Source organism: Streptomyces typhae, assembly GCF_009755605.1.
GTDB classification, from domain to species: Bacteria; Actinomycetota; Actinomycetes; order Streptomycetales; family Streptomycetaceae; genus Streptomyces; species Streptomyces typhae.
The window spans coordinates 53,835-74,170 of sequence record NZ_WPNZ01000024.1 but is presented as its reverse complement, the minus strand read 5'-3'; the positions used below and the strand labels follow the sequence as shown (position 1 = coordinate 74,170).

The 20,336-nt window shown below is 74.0% G+C and carries 5 protein-coding genes; 4 read left to right on the top strand and 1 reads right to left on the bottom strand.

Annotation, left to right across the window (positions count from 1 at the left end):
• Nucleotides 1-13 precede the first annotated feature (13 nt).
• Nucleotides 14-14,770: a non-ribosomal peptide synthetase gene (locus GPA10_RS33155; protein ID WP_157168700.1), complete on the bottom strand. Its 14,757-nt coding sequence runs from the start codon at nucleotides 14,768-14,770 to the stop codon at nucleotides 14-16.
• A gap of 342 nt (nucleotides 14,771-15,112) precedes the next feature.
• On the opposite strand from GPA10_RS33155, the gene GPA10_RS33150 reads away from it, so the two are divergent.
• The 4 genes from GPA10_RS33150 to GPA10_RS33135 all read left to right on the top strand — a co-directional run bounded on the left by GPA10_RS33150 (nucleotide 15,113) and on the right by GPA10_RS33135 (nucleotide 20,274).
• Nucleotides 15,113-16,570, top strand: a complete 1,458-nt coding sequence (locus GPA10_RS33150; RefSeq protein ID WP_157168699.1) for an MFS transporter — start codon at nucleotides 15,113-15,115, stop codon at nucleotides 16,568-16,570.
• 458 nt (nucleotides 16,571-17,028) lie between these two features.
• Complete coding sequence (locus tag GPA10_RS33145; RefSeq protein WP_241844910.1) at nucleotides 17,029-17,343, top strand: MarR family winged helix-turn-helix transcriptional regulator; 315 nt, start codon at nucleotides 17,029-17,031, stop codon at nucleotides 17,341-17,343.
• 157 nt (nucleotides 17,344-17,500) lie between these two features.
• On the top strand, nucleotides 17,501-18,502 hold the full coding sequence (locus tag GPA10_RS33140; RefSeq protein WP_246260260.1) for an ArsR/SmtB family transcription factor: 1,002 nt from the start codon (nucleotides 17,501-17,503) through the stop codon (nucleotides 18,500-18,502).
• Between the two features lie 320 nt (nucleotides 18,503-18,822).
• On the top strand, nucleotides 18,823-20,274 hold the full coding sequence (locus GPA10_RS33135; protein ID WP_157168697.1) for a WGR domain-containing protein: 1,452 nt from the start codon (nucleotides 18,823-18,825) through the stop codon (nucleotides 20,272-20,274).
• The last annotated feature ends 62 nt before the right edge of the window (nucleotides 20,275-20,336 follow it).

The following is a 20,336-nucleotide window of genomic DNA, read 5'->3' as shown; positions in this document are numbered from 1 at the left end:
GGCCCCGTCCACCTCACTGAGGACCGAGGCCGGGGCCCAGTTCGGAGCGTACGAGGGCGGCCACCTGGCGCACCTCGTCGCTCTCCAGCATCTCCCAGTGGTCGCAGGCGAGCGGCTCCACGTGGTAGCCGCCGCCCGCGCGCCGCTCCCAGAACTCCCGCATCCGCCTGCGCAGGTCCTCGGGCATCGCCTCCTCTACGGCCTGCACGAAGACGGTCCTGGCCGCGGTCGGCGGCGGGGCGTAGGCGGCGATGGCGCTCCGGTTGTTGTTGTAGACCTGGAAATAACGTTCTATTTGCTGGTCCTCGATGCCGGGGTACATGCCGTTGAACTTGACGAGCTTGTCGCGGAACTCGTCCATGCCGACGGGTCCGACGGCGGCGCGCGCGGCGGCGTCCTCCGTTCCCGGCGCGTCGAGGAGCACGACGCTCAGCCGGGTGTGTCCCGCGGCGGCGAGGCGGCGGCCCAGTTCGTGAGCGACAAGACCGCCGAAGGAGAGCCCGACGACGACCAGCGGGGCGCCGTCCAGGAGCGGGGCCACCAGTTCCTCGTACGCCTCGGCCATGGCCTCGACCGTCGTCAGGAACGCCCCGCCCTGGTGCAGCCCCGGCGCCTGGATGCCGTACACACCGACGGTGTCGGGGAGTTCCTTGGCCAGGGAGAGGTAGCAGAACGCGGTGCCGCCCGCCGGGTGGACGCAGAGCACGCGCGCGTGGCCGTCGCCCTCGCGGAAGGCGATGAGGTCGCTGGGCGGCGTGTCGGAGGCGCCGTGGCGCAGCCGTTCGGCGAGTTCCTCGATGGTGGGGTGGAGCAGCAGGTCGCGGACCGAGATGTCCTCGCCGAGCTCCTCGCGGATGGCGTGGGCGAGTTTGATGGCCGAGATGGAGGTGCCGCCGACGTCGAAGAAGCTGTCGCGGATACCGATGTCGGCGGTGAGCAGGACGCGCCGCCACAGTTGGTAGAGGGTCCATTCGGCGTGGTCGCGCGGGTTGGCCCGGTTGACCTGGTCGGGGCGTTCCACGCTCGCCCGCTCGATCAGGGCGGCCCGGTCGAGCTTGCCGTTCGGGGTGAGCGGCAGCCGGTCAAGGGTCAGGAAGTGCGAGGGCACCAGATAGGTGGGCAGGCGTTCGCCGAGGAAGGCGCGCAGCTGCCCGTCGGAGGGGCCGCCGACGGCCGGGTCGCCGGGGACGAGACAGGCGAGCAGGTGCGGGGCGCCGTGCTCCGCGGCGACCACTACGGCGGCCCGGTCGATGTTCGGGTGCCTGACGAGGGCTGCCTCGATCTCGGCGGGCTCGACGCGGATGCCGCGGATCTTGGTCTGGTCGTCGGCGCGGCCCGCGTACACGAGCTGGCCCTCGGGGGTCCGGCGGGCGAGGTCCCCGGTGCGGTACATGCGGGCGCCGGGCGGCCCGTAGGGGTCGGCGACGAAGCGTTCGGCGGTCAGGGCCCGGCGGCCGTGGTAGCCGCGGGCGAGGTGTCCCGCGACGTACACCTCGCCGACGGCCCCGGGCGGCAGCGGGGTGAGGGCGGGGCCGAGGACGTGGGCACGCATGTTGCCGAGGGGTGCGCCGATCGGCACGGCACCGGTGTCCGGGAGGTCCTCGTCGGCGGTGAACGCGGTGGCGTAGAACGCCTCGGTCTGGCCGTAGGCGTTGACGATCCGGGCGCCGGGGACGGCCCGGCGCAGCCGCTGGACGAGCGGCGCGGGCAGGGCCTCGCCCGCGAGGACGACGGAGTCGGCGCGCAGCGCGTCGTCGCCGAGCTGGTCGAGGAGTTCGGCGAGGACGGACGGCACGGCGCTGATGAGGCCGCCGCTCCAGCCGCCGCGCTCGCCGACCGCGAGGAGGTCGCGGACGACCTCGACGGTGCCGCCCGCGGCGAGGGTGGTGAGGATCTCGAAGACGGACACGTCGAAGTTGACGGAGGTCGCCGTCAGGGTGCGGGTCCGCGCGGTGATCCCGGTGCTGTCGGCGAGCAGCAACGCGCCGTTGACCAGGGTGCGGTGGGTGAGGGTGACGCCCTTGGGGGTGCCGGTGGAGCCGGAGGTGTACATCACGTACGCGGCGTTGTCGGGCCGCACCCGCGGCGGCTCCCCGGCGGAGCCGGCGGAGGGCGCGGGGGACCCGAGATCGACGTCCTCCACGCACAGCCGGGGCACGTCGTGGGTGGTGGGCAGGGCGTGGGCGGTGGTGGTGGAGGTCAGGACGAGGGCGGGGCGGGCGTCGGCCAGGATCTGGTCGAGGCGTGCGCTGGGGTAGGCGGGGTCGATCGGGAGGTAGGCCGCACCCGCCTCCAGGACGGCGAGCATGCCCACGACGAGGTCGGCGGTGCGGGGCAGTGCCAGGCCCACCACGGTCTCGGGTCCCGCGCCCCGGGCGCGCAGTTCGCGGGCGAGGCGGCCGGTCCGCGCGCGCAGTTCCGCGTAGCTGAGGCGGATGCTGCCGTCCGTCACGGCGGTGGCGTCCGGGCACTGGGCGGCGCGTTCGGCGATGAGGCGGTCGACCGTCCACGGCGGCACGTCGACGGCGGTGTCGTTGACCCGGCCGAGCAGGTCGCGTTCGGCGTCCGAGAGCAGGTCGAGGCGGGCGAGCGGGGTGTCCGGGTCCGCGGCCACCTGGTCCAGGATCCGGGCGAGGCGGGCGACGATCGCCTCGACGGCGGCCCGGTCGAAGGCGCCGTCGCGGTACTGGAAGTCCATCCGCAGGTCCGGCTCCGCGATCACGGTCAGCGGGTAGTGGGTGCCGGAGATCGCCCGTGTGCCCGTGACGGTGAGCCCGGACGCCGCGGCGGCGGCGCCGAGCCGGGGCCGGTCGACGGGTATGGACTCGAAGACGAGCATCGTGTCGAAGAGGGTGCGCAGCCCGGTCGCCTTCTGGATCTCGCTGAGGCCGTGGTGATGGTGGTCCAGGAGGACGGCCTGCCGTTCCTGGAGGCTGGTGAGGACCTGGGCGAGGGTGTCGCCGGGCGCGTACCGCACCCGTACGGGCAGGCCGTTGACGAACAGGCCGACCATCTCGTCGACGTGCGCCACCTGCGGCGGCCGCCCGGAGACGGTGGTGCCGAACACCACGTCCTGCCGCCCGGTCAGATGGCCGACGAGCAGGCCCCAGGCGCCCTGGAGGACGGTGTTGAGGGTGATGCCGAGGTCGGCCGCCCGGTCCTGGAGCGCGCGGACCGTGCGGGGCGGCACGCGCAGCTCCACGTGGCCTGCGTCGCTCCGCTCGACGGGGCCCGCGGGGGGCGGCCCGGCCAGGAGTGTGGGCTCGGTGACGCCGTCGAGCTCGGCCGCCCAGGCAGCCGCGGCGGCCTCCTGGTCCTGCTCCGCGAGCCAGCCGAGGAACGCCCGGTAGGGGCGCGCGGGCGGCAGTTGGGCCGCCGCGTCCCCCGCGTTCCCGCCGTGCGCGTACAGGTGGAGGAGGTCCGCCACCATCAGCGGCATGGACCAGCCGTCGAAGAGGACGTGGTGGACGGACAGCAGCAGTTCGGCGCGGTCGGCGCCGGTGTGGGCGAGGGTCATCCGCAGGAGCGGCGGGACCGCCGGGTCGAAGGGGACGGCGCGGTCCTCGGCGATGAGCCGGTCGAGGGCCGCGTCCCGGCAGGCGGCGTCGAGGTTTTGCAGGTCCACGACCTGCCAGGGCAGTCGGACGCCGTCGACGACGAGCTGGACCTGGTCGCCGGTGGCGCCGGTGGTGAAGGCGGTGCGCAGGGCGGCGTGCCGGTCGAGCAGCGCCTGGGCTGCCGTCCGCATCCGCTCGGGCTCGACGGTGCCGCCGAGGCGCAGCACGAAGTGCACGTGGTAGGCGTCGTACGAGACGTCGGCGAGGCTGCTCTCGAAGAGCAGCCCGGACTGCGCCGCCGTCACCGGCCACACCTCGGCGAGGCCGGGGTAGGTCCGCTGCCACGCCTCGCGGTCCTCCGGCGCCACGGCGACCAGCGGCTTGTCGGCGCTCCCCGGGCGGGAGCCGGGGAGCGCGGCCCCGGCCGGTCCGGCGGCGAGGGCGGCGAGGTGGGCGACGGTGCGGTGTTCGAAGATCTGCCGGGGGGTGAGGGCGATGCCGTGGGCGCGGGCGCGCGAGACGACCTGGACGGAGCGGATGCTGTCGCCGCCGACGGCGAAGAAGTCGTCGTCCACGCCGACGCGTTCGAGGCCGAGCACCTCCGCGACGACGGTGGCGAGGAGGCGCTCGGTGGCGGTGCCCGGCTCGCGGTGGGTGGTGCCCGCGGAGCTGTCGGGGCGGGGCAGGGCGGCCTTGTCGAGCTTGCCGTTGGGGGTCAGGGGCAGCGCGTCGAGGACGACGAACGCGGCGGGGACCATGAAGTCGGGCAGGCGCGCGGCGGCGAACCGGCGCAGCTCCTTGACCCGGACCCCGGCTCCGCCGGCCACCACGTAGCCGACGAGTTGCGCGCTCCCCCGGTTCTCGCGCACCACGACGACGGCGCGGGCGACGCCGGGGTGGCGGGTGAGGACGGCTTCGATCTCGGCGGGCTCGATGCGCAGACCGCGGACCTTGACCTGGTCGTCACCGCGGCCGAGGTACTCCAACTGGCCGTCGGGCAGGCGGCGTACGACGTCGCCGGTGCGGTACATGCGGGCACCCGCGAGGCCGTAGGGGTCGGCGACGAAGCGTTCGGCGGTCAGCGCGGGGCGGTTGCGGTAGCCGCGGGCCAGGCTGGGGCCCGCCAGGTACAGCTCGCCCGGGGTGCCCGCGGGGACGGGGGCGAGGCGCTCGTCGAGGACGCGGGTGCGGACGTCGGCGGACGCCGTGCCGATGGGAGCGGGGCCGGTCGTCAGGGGCGCGCTGAGGGTGGCGCAGACGGTGGCCTCGGTCGGGCCGTAGGCGTTGACGACGCAGCGCCCCCGCGCCCAGGCGTCGACGAGTCCCGGCGGGCAGGTCTCGCCCGCCATGGTCAGCGCCGTCAGCGAGGGCAGGGTCCCCGGAGCCGTCTCCGGCAGGGTGGCCACGACGCTCGGCGGCAGCGTGACGTGGGTGACCTTGCGCTCGGCGAGGGTCTGGTAGAGGTCGTCCCCCACCAGGCGCCGCTGCCGCGGCACGACCAGGGCGGCCCCGCTGGTGAGGGCCTGCACCAGCTCTCCGAACGCCGCGTCGAAGCTCGGCGACGCCACCTGGAGCACGCGCGATGCGGGTCCGATGGCCAGGCGCTCGCGCTTCGTGGTGCCGAGGGCGGCGAGACCGGCGTGGGTGACGGTCACACCCTTGGGGCGGCCCGTCGAGCCGGACGTGTAGATCACATACGCGGGATGGGCCGGCGCCACGGAGGTCCTCGGCGCGGTGTCGGGGGCCTGGTGCCAGGCGGCCCGGGTGGCTTCGGTGTCGACGGCGACGACGTCCACGGGCAGGCCTAGGGGCAGTTCCGCGAGGCAGTCCGCCGTGGTCAGGATCGCCGCCGGGGCGGCGTCGGCGACCATGTACGCGATCCGGTCCGCCGGATACTCCAGGTCGACGGGAAGGTAGGCGGCCCCTGCCTTCAGGACGCCGAGGGCCACGGCGACCTGGTCGGCGCAGCGCGGCATCGCCACGCCCACCAGGCTCTCGGGCCCGGCGCCGCGGCCGATCAGCCAGTGCGCGATCCGGTTGGCGCGCGCGTCGAGGTCCGCGTACGACCACACGGTGTCGTCGGCCTCCACCGCGAGGGCGTCCGGGTCCTGCCCGACCCGGGCCGCGAACAGCTCGGGGAACGTGCTCTGGGCGATGTGGTGGGGGGCCTCGGCCCGCTCGGCGGCGAGGAGTTCGGCGCGCTCCGCGTCGGTGAGGAGCGCGGCGTAGCTGATGCGGTGCGTGGGGTGGGTGACGGCGGTGGTGAGGAGGCGCTCCCAGCGGGTGATCAGGGTCTCGACGGTGGCGGCGTCGTACAGCTCGGTGGAGTACTCCACCGCGACCTGGATGCCGGCGGGCTCCGTGCGGTCCTCGAAGGTCTCGCTGAGGCTGAGGAGCATGTCGTAGCGGGACGTGCCGGTGCCCGCGAACCCGACGCCCACGCGCACACCGGGCAGGTCGAACCGGCCCTCCTCGTTGTTCTGGAGGACGAGGGCGATCTGGAACAGCGGGTGGTAGGAGGTGGACCGCTGCGGGTTGAGCCGCTCCACCAGGGCCTCGAAGGGGACGTCCTGGTGGGTGTAGGCGGCCAGGCTCGACTTGCGGACCCGGTTCAGGAGTTCGGCGAAGGTGGGGTCGCCGGAGGTGTCGGTGCGCAGCACGAGGGTGTTCACGAACAGGCCGACGAGGTCCGTGAGGCCCTCGTCGGTGCGGCCCGCGATGCCGCTGCCGATCGCGATGTCCTCGCCCACGCCGAGGCGGGTCAGGAGGGCGGCCATGGTGGCCTGGAGCACCATGAACGGCGTGGCGTCCGAGGACCGCGCCAACTCGACGACGGCCCGGTGGAGTTCGGGTCCGAAGGAGGCGGTGAGGACGTCGCCGCTGTAGTCCAGGGCTGCCGGGCGCGGCCGGTCGCCGGGCAGGGTCGTGGTCTCCGGCAGGCCTGCGAGCTGCTCGGCCCAGTAGGCGTACTGCTCGCCGAACAGGCTGTCGGGGTCGCCGGGCTCGCCGAGCAGGTCGCGCTGCCACAGCGTGTAGTCCGCGTAGCTCACCGGCAGCGGCTCCCACGCGGGCGAGGCGCCCCCGGTGCGGGCCGTGTAGGCCGTGGCCAGGTCGCGGGCGAGCGGCGCCACGGACCAGCCGTCGCCCGCTATGTGGTGGATCACCAGGGCGAGGACGTGCGCGTCGGTGCCGGTGCGGAGCAGGGTCGGGCGTACGGGGACGTCTGCGGCCAGGTCGAAGGTGTGCCGGGCGCCCTCGGCGACGGCGCGGGCGGCCTCGTCCGCGCCGGGCACCGCGCGCACGGTGAGCGGCGGCCGGGCCCGCTCCGGCGGCAGGACGTGCTGGTGGGGCCTGCCGTCGGCGTCCTCGGGGAACACGGTGCGCAGGGTCTCGTGGCGGGCGATGACGTCGTGGAGGGCCGACTCCAGGGCGGCGACGTCCAGTTGGCCGTCCATGCGCAGGACGAACGCCATGTTGTACGTGGGTGAGGGGCCCTCGTACTGGTGGAGGAACCACAGGCGCTGCTGGGCGAAGGAGAGCGGCAGGTGGTCGGGGCGCTCCTCGCGGCGGGTCAGCGGGGTACGGATGCGGCCGCCGGTGTCCAGGTGCGGGGCGAGGGCGGCCACGCTCGGGTGCGCGAAGAAGATCCGCAGCTCCACCTCGGCGCCGAGCGCGGTCCGGATGCGGCTGATCAGCTTCGTCGCGAGCAGCGAGTGGCCGCCCAGGTCGAAGAAGTCGTCGTCGATCCCCACCCGCTCGACGTCGAGGACCTCGGCGAACAGGTCGCACAGCAGCTCCTCGCGCAGCGTGCGCGGGCCCCGGCCGCCCGGCTGCGGGCCGAGGTCGGGCGCGGGCAGCGCCTGCCGGTCCAGCTTGCCGTTGGCGGTGAGCGGCACCGAGGCGATCGCGACCACGGACGCGGGCACCAGATGCGCCGGGAGGCGTTCCTGGAGGTAGCCGCGCAGCGAGCCGACGAGGGCTCCGATGCCGCCGGCGGCGGCCGGGTCACTGGCCAGCTTCTTGTCGCCGCGCCCCGAGGGCACATACACCCCCGTCAGGGCGCGGGCGGTCGTACCGGGATCGGCGGAGAGCAGCGCGTCGAAGCAGTCGCCCGCGTCCGCCCAGGTCAGCACGGAGCCGAAGCCGCGCGTCGCGGCCCAGTCGCCGAGCTGCTGCGGATCGAGCGCCGGATGCCCGGCCCGCGGAGGCATCAGGCGGGCGTCGACGGCCAGAGCGACCTCGCCGTCGACGCGGGCGTTGGGGATCCCGGTCACGCGCAGCACCTGGCCCTGCCGTGCGCGCACGAGGTCCGCGAGGCCGGGCAGGTCGGTGACCTGATGTCCCCAGGCGACGCTCGGGGCGCCGCTGACGTCCTCGACGGGGGTGCCGGGCTTGTGCAGGACGACTTCATAGCGGTGGCGGGTGAGTTCGTTGTGCGCCGCCCCGGACTTCAGGCGGATGTCGACGCCGGCCGCGCCGTGGCGCGTGCCCCAGCGTGCGAACCACTCCGGGTCGAGGACCAGCTCGGGCTCGGTGAGCATGGCCCGCTCCACGGCGGCGCGCGCCGCCGACGGGGCGGCGGCCGCGTCCCGGCCGCTCCGGGCGTGGTGCACCCCGGCGGCGAACAGGTGCAGGGACCCGGCGTTGCGCACGTCGCCCACCAGGATCCGGCCGCCCGTCCTGAGCAGCGTGAAGGCCTGGGCGAGTACCTGGTCCAGATAGGCGGCGTGCGGGAAGTACTGGATCACCGAGTTCAGGACCACCGTGTCGAAGTGGCCGACGGGCAGCCCGCTGACGTCGTCGGCGTGCCGGTGGAGCAGCGTGACCTTGTCCGCGTACCCGGCCTCGGCCACCTCCCTCGTCAGGCGCCCGATCACCTGCGAGGACAGGTCGGTCGCCCAGTACTCCTCGACGTGCGGCAGGACGTGCGCCATCAACAGGCCGGAGCCCACACCGAGTTCGAGTACCCGGCGCGGCTCCCGGCAGGTGATCCGCCGTACGGCCGCGTCCCGCCAGTCGCGCATCGCGTCCAGGTCGATGGGCGCACCGGTGTAGCTGGAGTTCCAGCCGTTGAAGTCCTCGCCCCACTGCGTCCCGGCCGTGGAGTAGACGTCGTCGTAGATCTGCTCCCACTCGTCGACCTGCTGCTGGGACTCCGTGACCTGCTGTGTGCCGTCCAGGTCCGGCACGACGTACGCCACCAGGCGCTTGGTGCCGTTCGCCGCGTGCACGGTGACGACGGAACGGGCCACGGACGGGTGGTCGGCGAGCACCGTCTCGATCTCGCCGGGTTCGATGCGCAGACCGTTGATCTTGACTTGGTCGTCGGCGCGGCCCAGGTACTCCAACTGGCCGTCCGCGCGCAGGCGTACGAGGTCCCCGGTGCGGTACATGCGGGTGCCGGGCGGGCCGTAGGGGTTGGCGACGAAGCGTTCGGCGGTCAGGGCCTTCCGGCCGTGGTAGCCGCGGGCCAGGGAGGGGCCGCAGACGTAGGCCTCGCCCGCGGCGCCCGGCGGCACCGGGGTGAGCCGGTCGTCGAGCACGCGGACCCGGCCGTCGGCGACGGCGGTGCCGATGGGTGCCGCGCCGTCCGTCAGGGGCGCGCTGACCGTGGCGCAGACGGTGGTCTCGGTCGGGCCGTAGGCGTTGACGACGCGCCGCCCCGCGCCCCACTTCGCGGCGAGCGCCCGCGGGCAGGCCTCACCGCCGACGGTCAGGACGCGCAGCGCGTCCAGGGTCCGCGGCGCCTCGTCGGGGAGGGTCGCGACGACGCTCGGCGGCAGCATCACATGCGTGATCCGCCGCTCCGCGAGGACCTGGTGGAGGTCGTCTCCGACTACGCGCCGCCACGGCGGCACCACCAGGGCCGCTCCGCAGGCCAGGCTCTGCACCAGCTCCCAGAACGCGGCATCGAAGCTCGGAGACGCCACTTGCAGGATCCGGGAGGTGGGCTCGACGGCGAGGCGTTCACGGGTGGTGGCGGCGAGCGCGGCGAGTCCGGCGTGGGTGACGGTCACGCCCTTGGGGCGGCCCGTGGAGCCGGACGTGTAGATCACGTACGCCGCGTGTGCGGGGGCGAGGGCGACGTCGGGGTCGGTGTCCGGGGCCTGCCGCCAGGCCTCCTGGACGTCGTCGGTGTCGACGGCGACCGTGTCGACGGCGAGTCCGCGCGGAAGCCCGGCGAGGGCGTCCGCCGTCGTCAGGACCATGGCCGGGGCCGCGTCCTCGACCATGTACGCGATCCGCTCCGCGGGGTACTCCAGGTCGAGGGGCAGATGCGCGGCGCCCGCCTTCAGGACGCCCAGGGACAGGGCCACCTGCTCGGCGCAGCGCGGCATCGCCACGGCCACCAGGCTCTCGGGGCCGATGCCGCGGCCGGTGAGCCAGTGCGCGACGCGGTTGGCCCGCGCGTCGAGGTCCGCGTACGACCACACCGTGTCGCCGGCCTCCACCGCGAGCGCCCCCGGGTCCCGGCGCACCTGTGCCGCGAACAGCTCGGGGAAGGTGGCTTCCGCGACGGTGCGCTCGTCCGGGCCGGTGGGCGCGGTCAGTTCGCGGCGCTCCTCGGCGGAGAGGAGGTCGATGTGACCGATGCGCTGGGCGGGGTCGGCGACGGCGGCGGTGAGGAGGCGCTGCCAGCGGGTGATCAGGGTGTCGATGGTGGCGGCGTCGAACAGCTCGGTGGAGTACTCGGCGGTGAGCGTGATGCCCGCGGGTGCGCCGCGCTCCCCGAAGGTCTCGGTGAGGCTCAGCATCAGGTCGTAGCGGGCCGTCCCCGTGCCCCGGTCGTCGACGCGGGCGCGCAGGCCGGGCAGTTCGTAGCCGGCCTCCTCGTTGTTCTGGAGGACGAGGGCGATCTGGAACAGCGGGTGGTGGGAGGTGGAGCGCTGCGGGTTGAGCTTCTCCACCAGGGCGTCGAAGGGCACGTCCTGGTGGGTGTAGGCGGCGAGGCTGGTCTCCCGCACCTGGGCGAGGAGGTCGGCGACGGTGGGGTCGCCGGAGGTGTCCGTGCGCAGCACGAGCATGTTGACGAACAGGCCGACGAGGTCCTTCAGGCCCTCGTCGGTGCGGCCCGCGATGCCGCTGCCGATCGCGATGTCGTCGCCCGCGCCGAGGCGGGACAGCAGGGCGGCCATGGTGGCCTGGAGCACCATGAAGGGTGTCGCGCCGCTGGTGTGCGCCAACTCCGTGACACCGCGGTGCAGTGCGGGCGGGAAGGCGCGGCGGAGCCGGTCGCCGCTGTAGTCGAGGTCGGCCGGGCGCGGCCGGTCGCCGGGGAGCGTCGTCGTCTCCGGCAGCCCGGCGAGCTGCTCGGCCCAGTAGGCGTACTGCTCACCGAACAGGCTCCGCGGGTCCGTCTCGTCGCCGAGCAGGTCGCGCTGCCACAGCGTGTAGTCCGCGTAGCTCACCGGCAGCGGCTCCCAGTCCGGTGCCGTCCCTGCCGTGCGGGCGCGGTAGGCGGCGGTCAGGTCGCGGGCCAGCGGGGCCAGGGACCAGCCGTCGCCGGCTATGTGGTGGATGACCAGGGCGAGGACGTGGGTGCCGGCGCCGGTGCGCCGGCCGTCGGCCTCGTGCCGCTCGGTACCGGTCTCGGCACCGGTCTCTGCACCGGTCTCTGCACCGGTCTCCGCACCGGTCTCTGCACCGGTCTCCGCACCGGTCTCTGCACCGGTCTCCCCACCGGTACGGAACAGGCTCGCGCGCACCGGGAGTGCCGCCGCAAGGTCGAACGGGCGGCGGGCGGCCTCGGTGAGGCACTCGGACAGTTCGTCCTCGCCGTGCACCTGCCGTGCCGAAAGCGCGATCCGGTGGTGCCGGTGGACTTCGTCGACGTCCAGGACGCGCTGGTGGGGTCCGCCGTCGGCCTGCGGGAACACGGTGCGCAGGGTCTCGTGCCGGGCGATCACGTCGTGGAGCGCCGACTCCAGTGCCTCGACGTCGAGTTCCCCGGTCAGGTGGAGGGTGAACGGCATGTTGTACGTGGGCGACGCCTGGTACTGGTGGAGGAACCACAGGCGTCGCTGGGCGGCGGAGAGCGGGAGCCGTCCGGGGCGCTCGGAGCGGCGGGTGAGCGGCGTCCGGGCGCGGGCGGAGCCGTCCAGACGGAGGGCGAGTCCGGCCGCGGTGGGGTGGGCGAAGACGGTGCGCAGGCCGACCTCGGCACCGAGGGCCGCACGCAGCCGGCTGATCAGCTTCGTCGCGAGCAGCGAGTGGCCGCCCAGGGCGAAGAAGTCGTCGTCGACTCCGACCCGGTCCAGGCCGAGCACCTCGGCGAACAGGCCGCACAGCAGCGCCTCCCTGGGGGTGCGCGGGGCGCGTCCCGTGGTCCGCGCGGCGAAGTCGGGGGCGGGCAGGGCCCGGCGGTCCAGCTTGCCGTTGGCGTTCAGGGGCAGCTCGGCGACGGCGAGGACGGCGGCGGGGACGAGGTGGGCGGGCAGCAGCTCCTTGAGGCGGTCGCGGAGCGCGCCGACCAGCGCGCCGATCCGCACGGCGGCAGCCGGGTCGTTGGCGAGCGGGGCGTCCGCGTGGTCCGGCGGGAGGCAGGTGCCGGTGAGGGCGCGGCCCGTGCCGGGGCCTTCGGTGAAGACCAGCGCGTCGAAGCACTGCGCGGCCCGCGACCAGGTCGGCACGGCGCTCCAGCCCCGCGCCCCGGCCCACTCGGCGACCTGCGGCGGATCGAGCGCCGCCGCGCCGGTCGCGGACCCCTCGACCCCGTCGACCCCGTCGAGCCCCTCGTCCCCGTCGAGGAGGCAGGCGCCCACGGCCAGGGCGGCCTCGTCGCGCAGCCGGGCGTTGGGCACGCCGGTCACGCGCAGGACGTGTCCGGCACTCCCCCGCACCCGCTCCTCCAATTCGTGCAGGTCGGTGACGTCGCGGCCCCACGCCACCGCGGCGACACCGCTGACGTCCTCAACAGGGGCACTGGGGGCGCCGGGGGCGCCGGGCTTGTGCAGGACGACTTCGTAGCGGTGGCGGGTCAGTTCGTTGTGGGCGGCGCCGTCCTTGAGGCGGACGTCGACGCCCGCGGCTCCGTGGCGCTCGGCCCACTGCGCGAACCAGGCCGGGTGCAGGGCGAGTTCGGTGTCCGTCAGGAGCGCGCGTGCCACCGCCACCCGTACCGCGGCCGGATCGGCGCCCGGCCCGTCCGGTTCCTGGGCGTGCCGGGCCCCGGTGTGGAACAGCGGCAGCGTGGCCGCGTTGCGCACGTCCCCGACCACGATCCGACCGCCCGGCGCGAGCAGGGTGAAGGCCCCGGCGAGCACCCGGTCCAGATGGGCGGCGCCCGGGAAGTACTGGACGACGGAGTTGAGGACCACCGTGTCGAAGTGGCCGTCCGGGAGGCCGCGCACGTCGTCGGCGCTCCGGTGGAGCGGCGTGAACCGGTCCCCGAACCCGGCACGCCCGGCCTCACGGGCGAGGCGGGCGACGGCCCGCGCGGAGAGGTCCGTGGCCCAGTACTCCTCGACGTGGGGCAGCAGGCGGGCGGCCAACAGGCCCGATCCGGCGCCGATCTCGAGGATGCGGCGCGGGTGCGGCTGCGCGGACAGGATGTGCCGCACGGCCGCGTCGCGCCACTCCCGCATCTCGTCGCGGTCGATGGGCTCGCCGGTGGCGCGGGAGTTCCAGCCGGTGAAGTCCTCGCCCCAGACCGCGTCGGCGGTGGCGTACACCTCGTCGTAGACCTGCGCCCACTCCTCGACGACGCGCCGCTCGGCGCTCACGGCGGACCCCGCCCCGCCGTCGCCGCCGTTCCCGTCGCTCCCGTCGCTTCCGCCGCTTCCGCCGTTCATGGCTTCACCGGCGGATTCCGGCTCCGGCACCACGTACGCCACCACATGCCGTTCACCCACCCGGTCCTGCCGTACGACGACAGCGGCGCGCGCCACGCCCGGCTGTGCGGCGAGGACGGCCTCGACCTCGCCGGGCTCGATCCGGAAGCCGCGGACCTTGACCTGGTCGTCGGTGCGGCCGTGGAAGGTGAGGCAGCCGTCCGGCGCGCGCGAGACCAGGTCGCCGGTGCGGTACATGCGGGCGCCGGGGCGGTCGCCGAAGGGGCAGGCGAGGAAGCGTTCGGCGGTCAGGGCGTGGCGGCCGGTGTAGCCGCGGGCCAGCCCCTCGCCCTCCAGGTACAGCTCACCGGGGTCGCCGTCCGGCACCGGGGCGAGCGCCGCGTCCAGGACGTGGACGCGCAGGGCGGCCAGCGGCTCGCCGATCGGCACCACGTCGCCGACGCGGTCCGCGTCGGTGACCGGGTGCAGGGTGGCGGCCACGGTCGCCTCGGTGGGTCCGTATCCGTTCACCACGGTCAGGCCGGGGCAGGCGCGCAGGACCCGGGTGACCGCGGCCGGGGACAGCGCCTCCCCGGCGGCGCACACCTCGCGAAGCCCGGCGAAGGCCGTCGGATCGTCGTCGGCGATCAGGGCGAAAAGAGCCGCGGTCAGTGTCACGGCGGTCACGCCGTGGTCGGCGACGGCCGCCGCGAGCACGGTGGCGTCGAGGCGCCCCGGCGGGGCGAGCACGACCGTGCCGCCGCCGAGGAGCGGCAGCCACAGGTCGTAGGTGGAGGCGTCGAAGGCGAGGGTGTTGTGCAGCAGGAGCCGCTCGTGGCGCCCGGTCGCGAAGGCGGGATCGGCGGCGAGGCCCACCACGCCCCGGTGGGTGATGGCGACGCCCTTGGGGCGGCCCGTTGACCCGGAGGTGTACATCACGTACGCGAGTTGGCCCGGCTGCGTGCGGCGCCCCGCCCGCAGGCGTTCCGTAGACGCCGCGGCGAGGTCCGCAGCCGTGCAGGGCTCGTCGAGGACGAGGCGGGGAGTGGTGTGTCCGGGCAGGGCGGAGGCGGTGCGGGTGTCGGTGACGAGCAGGGCGGGGGCGGCGTCGTCGAGGAGGAACCGGAGCCGGTCGCCGGGGTGTTCGGGGTCCAGGGGCAGATAGAGGCCGCCGGCCTTGAGGACGGCGAGGACGGTGACCACGTATGCGGCGGAGCGCGGGAGCGCGACGGCGACGACGGACTCCTGGCCGATCCCGTGCGCGTGCAGGACGTGCGCGAGGCGGTTGGCCGCGGCGTCCAACTCCCCATAGGTCAGGGGTGCGTCGGCCCCGCCGACCACGGCTGCCGCGTCCGGGGCGGCGTCCGCCCACTGCTCGAACCGGGCCGCGACAGTCGTGTCCGGTGTGACCAGTGAGGTGGACGAAGTCCTCGGGACAGCCATGTTGGGCACGCTCCTTCTGTGGCCACTGTGGTAGTTGGCAACAGCAGGGACCCTAACGTTCGGTCCTGTCCGGGCGGAAGGTTCGACTGCCGGATCCGGGGTGCTTTGTTCCACTTCGCCGACTCGCCCCGGCACCGGTCCAGTTGCGTCGCAACCGCCCGTGCTCCAAGGGGAGAGATGCAGGCCGGAGAGGCGAGGGTACAGCTTGAATCAGCCATCCTCGATCACCCGTTCCCGGCCATGACGCCATCACCGTCACACGGACGGCCCATTTAGTTGTAGTCTTACAATGATTTCACTAACACAACTAAAATCCGCACCCTGAGACCGTGGAGTCCTCTCATGCCGGTCACGCCGGAAGCCGCCCCTCGAAGGCCCTGGCTCGTGCTCGCTGTCTGCTGCATGAGCCTGCTGATCGTCAGCCTCGACAACACCATCCTGAACGTCGCCCTGCCCTCCATCCAGCGTGATCTCGACACCTCGATGAGCGGACTGCAGTGGACGGTCGACGCCTACACCCTGGTCCTCGCCAGTCTCCTGATGCTGTCCGGCTCGACCGGCGACCGCGTCGGCCGCCGCCGCGTCTTCCAGGCCGGGCTCGTGATCTTCACTGTGGCTTCGCTGCTGTGCAGCCTGGCTCCGGGGCTCGGCTGGCTGATAGCCGCGCGGATGCTGCAGGCGGTCGGCGGGTCGATGCTCAACCCCGTCGCGATGTCGATCATCAGCAACACCTTCACCGACCCGCGCGAGCGCGCCCGCGCCATCGGCGTGTGGAGCGCCGTCGTGGGGCTCAGCATGGCCGCGGGGCCGATCGTCGGCGGGGCGCTCGTGGAGTCCGCCGGCTGGCGGGCCGTCTTCTGGATCAACGTGCCCATCGGTCTGGCCGCGCTGTTCCTGACCCGCAGGTACGTGCCGGAGTCACGGGCGCCGCGGGCGCGCCGCGTCGACCCGGTCGGCCAGGTCCTGATCGTCGTGCTGCTCGCCGCGCTCACGTACGCGATCATCGAGTCGCCGAACCTCGGCTGGACCTCGCCCCTCGTCGCCGGTTGCGCTGCCGCGTCCCTGTGCGCGCTCCTCGGTCTCCTCTGGTACGAGCCGAGGCGCACCGACCCGCTCATCGACCTGCGGTTCTTCCGGTCCGTCCCGTTCTCGGGTGCCGTCGTGGTCGCGGTGGCCGTCTTCGCCGGTCTGGGCGGCTTCCTGTTCGTCAGCTCCCTGTACCTGCAGAACGTACGCGGACTCGACCCCTTGCACGCCGGTCTCCACCTGCTTCCCATGGCCGTCATGGCGCTGGTCGCGGCGCCCCTGTCCGGCCGCATGGTGGCCTCGCGCGGACCGCGCGCTCCCCTGCTGCTCGCCGGGGCCGCGATGTGCGCGAGTGCCGTGCTTCAGGCCCTCACCTACTCCGACCATCTCCCCACGACGCTCCTGTTCGTCGCCTACCTCCTCTACGGCACCGGCTTCGGCCTGGTCAACGCGCCCATCACCAACACCGCCGTCTCCGGTATGCCCTCCTCGCAGGCGGGCGTCGCGGCGGCGGTGGCCTCCACCAGCCGGCAGATGGGCCAGTGCCTGGGTGTGGCGGTGATCGGTGCCCTCATGGCCGGTGGCGTGCACGCGGACCCCGACGCGTTCACCGGGACCGCCCGCCAGGCGTGGTGGATCATCGCCGGCTGCGGCGCCGCGGTGCTGGTCGTGGGTACGCTCACTTCCGGCCGCTGGGCGCGCGCGACGGCCCGGAACACCGCGAAGCGGCTCGCCGCCGAGGAGACCAGGGAGACGGAGACAGTGAACGCCTGATGGAGCGCCATCATGTCGACGGACCGCACGAGGCCGAGGGGCCGCAGGACGGGGACGTGCCTCGGACGGCCGGGGCCCGTGCGGGGGGTGGGCCCCGCGCGGGGGACGGACCTCACGCGGGGGACGTGCCGCACGCGGGGGACACGCCTCACGCGGGGGGCGTGCCTCTCGGGGAGGGCGAGCCGCTCCTGGAGGACGGGTCCCACACGGGAGATGGATCCCACACGGGGGACGGACCCCACGCGGGAGACGGACCCCACGCAGGGGACGGACCCCACGCAGGGGACGGACCCCACGCAGGGGACGGACCCCACGCAGGGGACGGACCCCACGCAGGGGACGGACCCCAAGCGGGAGACGAGGCCACCGCCAGGGCGGCGGCCCGGGTCTGGCAGGGGCTCAACACCCTCCTGCTGGAGCGTTACAACCGCCGCAAGACCGTCGCCGAAGCGCTGGGCATGAGCTTCAGCCGCGTCCGGGCGCTGCGGCGCCTGGCCGCCGACCCGATCCCGCTGCGGGAACTGGCCGAGCGGATGGGCGCAGACCCGCCCTACACCAGCGTCATCGTCGACGACCTGGTGCGGCGCGGCCTCGCCGAACGCGTCACCAACCCCGCCGACCGGCGGTCCAAGCTGGTCCACCTCACCGAGGCGGGCCGAGCGGCGGCCGCCCGCGCCTCCGCGATCCTCACCACTCCCCCGGACGCCCTGCTCGACCTGCCCGCGGAGGACATCGAGGCACTCGACCGCGTGGTGACGAAGCTCCTGAGCTGATCCGGCGCCGATCCGGCGCCGATCCGGCGCGGCCGCGGGACGCGGTCGGTCGGCGCGGCCCCGATGCGGCGGTCGCCGCGGCCCAGGGCCAGTGGGACTCGACTCGATTCCCACTGGCCAGAACGCGCCGCACGGAGCGACACTCGCGCGGGTGACCATGAGGATCCATTTCACGGCCCAGGACCTGGCCCGTACCCGGATGGCGTCGGGCGTCCGACCGCTCCTCGAGCTGGAGATCGGCATCCGGCTGCTCCAGGAGCGCACGCACCCCGCACGCTTCGACGCCTGGCGGCAGCGGGCCGCCGAGCACATGAACCCGCGCATGAGCCCGCTGTTCTCCTTCATCCCCTCCCTGGGCGCGACACCGCAATTCCTCGGCCTCAACGGGCCGGACGTCGCCGAGGACCTGGAGAAGCTGCGCTCGACCCCCGCCCGGCAGGTGTCGGCGGACCTCGCAGCATGGCTCTCCGAGCAGGAGCAGGTCCCGAAGGCAGCGCGGCGACTCCTCGACACGCCACGGCTCGTCGCTCACCTGGCCGACGCCGTGGAGTACGCGCACGAGCAGATCATCGCCCCCTACTGGCCCCGCATCACCCAACTCCACGCCGCCGACCGGGCCCTGCGCCTGAAGCAGATGGCCGACCACGGCATCGACCGCCTCCTGCGCGAACTCAACCCGCGCTACCTGAAGTGGGCTCCGCCGGTCCTGCACATGACCACGGCCTCGGGGTACGACGGCGACCTGTTCCTCGACGGCCGTGGGCTGCTCCTCGTCCCGACGGTCTTCGGGGCCCACTACCCGCTCTTCGACCACCCGGAGGACGGCCGCCCCTGGGTCTCCTTTCCCATCCGCGACGGCTTTCGCTCCACGCTCGCCCCCGTCGCCCTCACCGCCGGCGCGCTCGCGGACGCACCGGCGTCCCTGCGCGCCCTGCTCGGCCGGACCCGGGCCGTCGTCCTGTGCGCCATCGCCGAGAACCCGGGCTGCACCACGAGCCAACTGGCCGCGCACGCCCGCATCTCCCCGGCCAGCGCCAGCGAGCACGCGAGTGTCCTGCGCAACGGCGGTCTGAGCACCCTCACCCGGTACGGAAAGCACGTGCTGCACTCCCCCAGCCCCACCGGGCAGGCACTTCTCGACTCCGCGACGCAGGCCTGACCGGCCGGCGCACCGACCGGGCCGCGGCGGTCGTTTCGGCCTCACCCGAAACGAATCGACGCCCCCTGGGTCGCCGGTGCAGGCTGAGATCGCTCCGCCGGGCACGGATACGGGGGCGTGCCCGGCGGAGCAGACAGCGACGGCAGCGACAGCGACAGCGACAGCGACAGCGACAGCGACAGCGACAGCGACAGCGTGGAAACGGAACCGGCAGCCCGGAGGGGGCGGCGCGGTGATCGCGTTGTCAGTGGCTTCTCCTATGGTTCCTCCATCGAGACCCGCCGGAGTCGCCGCGGGTCCGCCCTGGGGAGGGGTCTGTCATGTCTGCCGGGTCCACGGTGACGAAGACGTATCTGGAGCTTTCGCAAGAGGGCGCGGGTGCGCACAAGTTCTACGAGGTGATCGTCGACGACCAGACGGTGACCGTGCGGTACGGGCGGATCGGCGCCGCCGGGCAGACGCAGACGACGACGTTCGCCTCCGCGGCGAAGGCGCAGGCGGCGGCCGCCAAGAAGATAGCGGGGAAGGTCAGCAAGGGGTACGCCCCGGCGATCCAGGGGCAGCGCGCGCCGCGCGCGGTGACGCGGCGGCAGGTGACGTCGGCGCCGTCGACCGCCCGCGCCGTCGCCCCGGTCCTGTGGCGCTTCCGCACCGGCTCGTCGGCGTTCGGCATCCACGTCGACGACGAGCACTGCTGGGTCGGCAACCAGGCGGGCGACGTGTACACCCTGGACCACAATGGCGGCGTCCTGGCCCGCTTCTCTCTGCCCGACGGCGTCAAGTGCCTGGTCGCGGACGACTTCTGGATCTACGCGGGCTGCGACGACGGCAGCGTGTACGACCTGTCGTCGAAACTCCCGTTCGCCGCCTACGACATCGCCGCCGACGTCGACATCTTCTGGCTGGACATCCACCAGGGAATCCTCAACGTCTCGGACCACGACGGCCGCCTGACCGTCATCGACCACGAGGACGAGCACCAGTGGGCGCGCCGCAGTCCGGGCGAGCGCGCCTGGATGGTCCGCGCCGACGACCGGGCGGTGTACCACGGACACAGCGGCGGGGTCACCGCCTACGCCCCCGACGGCGGCGGCGAGCTGTGGCACACGAAGACCCGTGGAGACGTGCTGTTCGGCTGGCAGGAGGACAGCGCTGTGTACGCGGGCACGGCGCACCGCGTGGTCCAGCGCCTCGCGAAGGCGAGCGGCGCGGTCGAGGCCACGTACGCCTGCGACAGCGCGGTGTACTCGTGCGCGACCTCGCCGGGCGGCCGGTTCGTGTTCGCGGGTGACGCGGCGTCGTCCGTCTACTGCTTCGACCGGGACGGCACGCGGCTGTGGAAGCTCGGCACGGGCGGGGGCTCCGCCCTGTCCATGCAGTACCGCGACGAGAAGCTGTATCTGGTGACGACGGACGGCGCGCTCGTGTGCGTGGACGCGAGCGAGGCGGCCATCACCGCGGCGGAGCAGGGCACGGTGCCCGCCGCCCGGGACGTCAAGCTCGCCGCGGCCCTGCCGACCTACGCTCCGGCCACGGCGGCGGCCGCGGTCACCACCGTCGACCGGGCCCCCACGGGCGCGGTCGTCCTGGAGTGCGTCCAGGACGGCAGCCGCCTGCGGGTGCACGTGGTGTCCGAGGGCTACAACGGGTCCTGGAACGTCCAGTTCCCGCACGCGATACGGCAGCCAGGGGCGCGCTACGTCGTGGACGCCCTGCACGCGGCGGCTGGCGGCTTCTACCGCGTCCGGGGTGACATCCGACGACTCCAGTGATCGCCCGCGGCGCCGAGGCCGTGGCTCCGCTTCGTCAGCTTCTCTGTCTCCCGGCGTAGTTG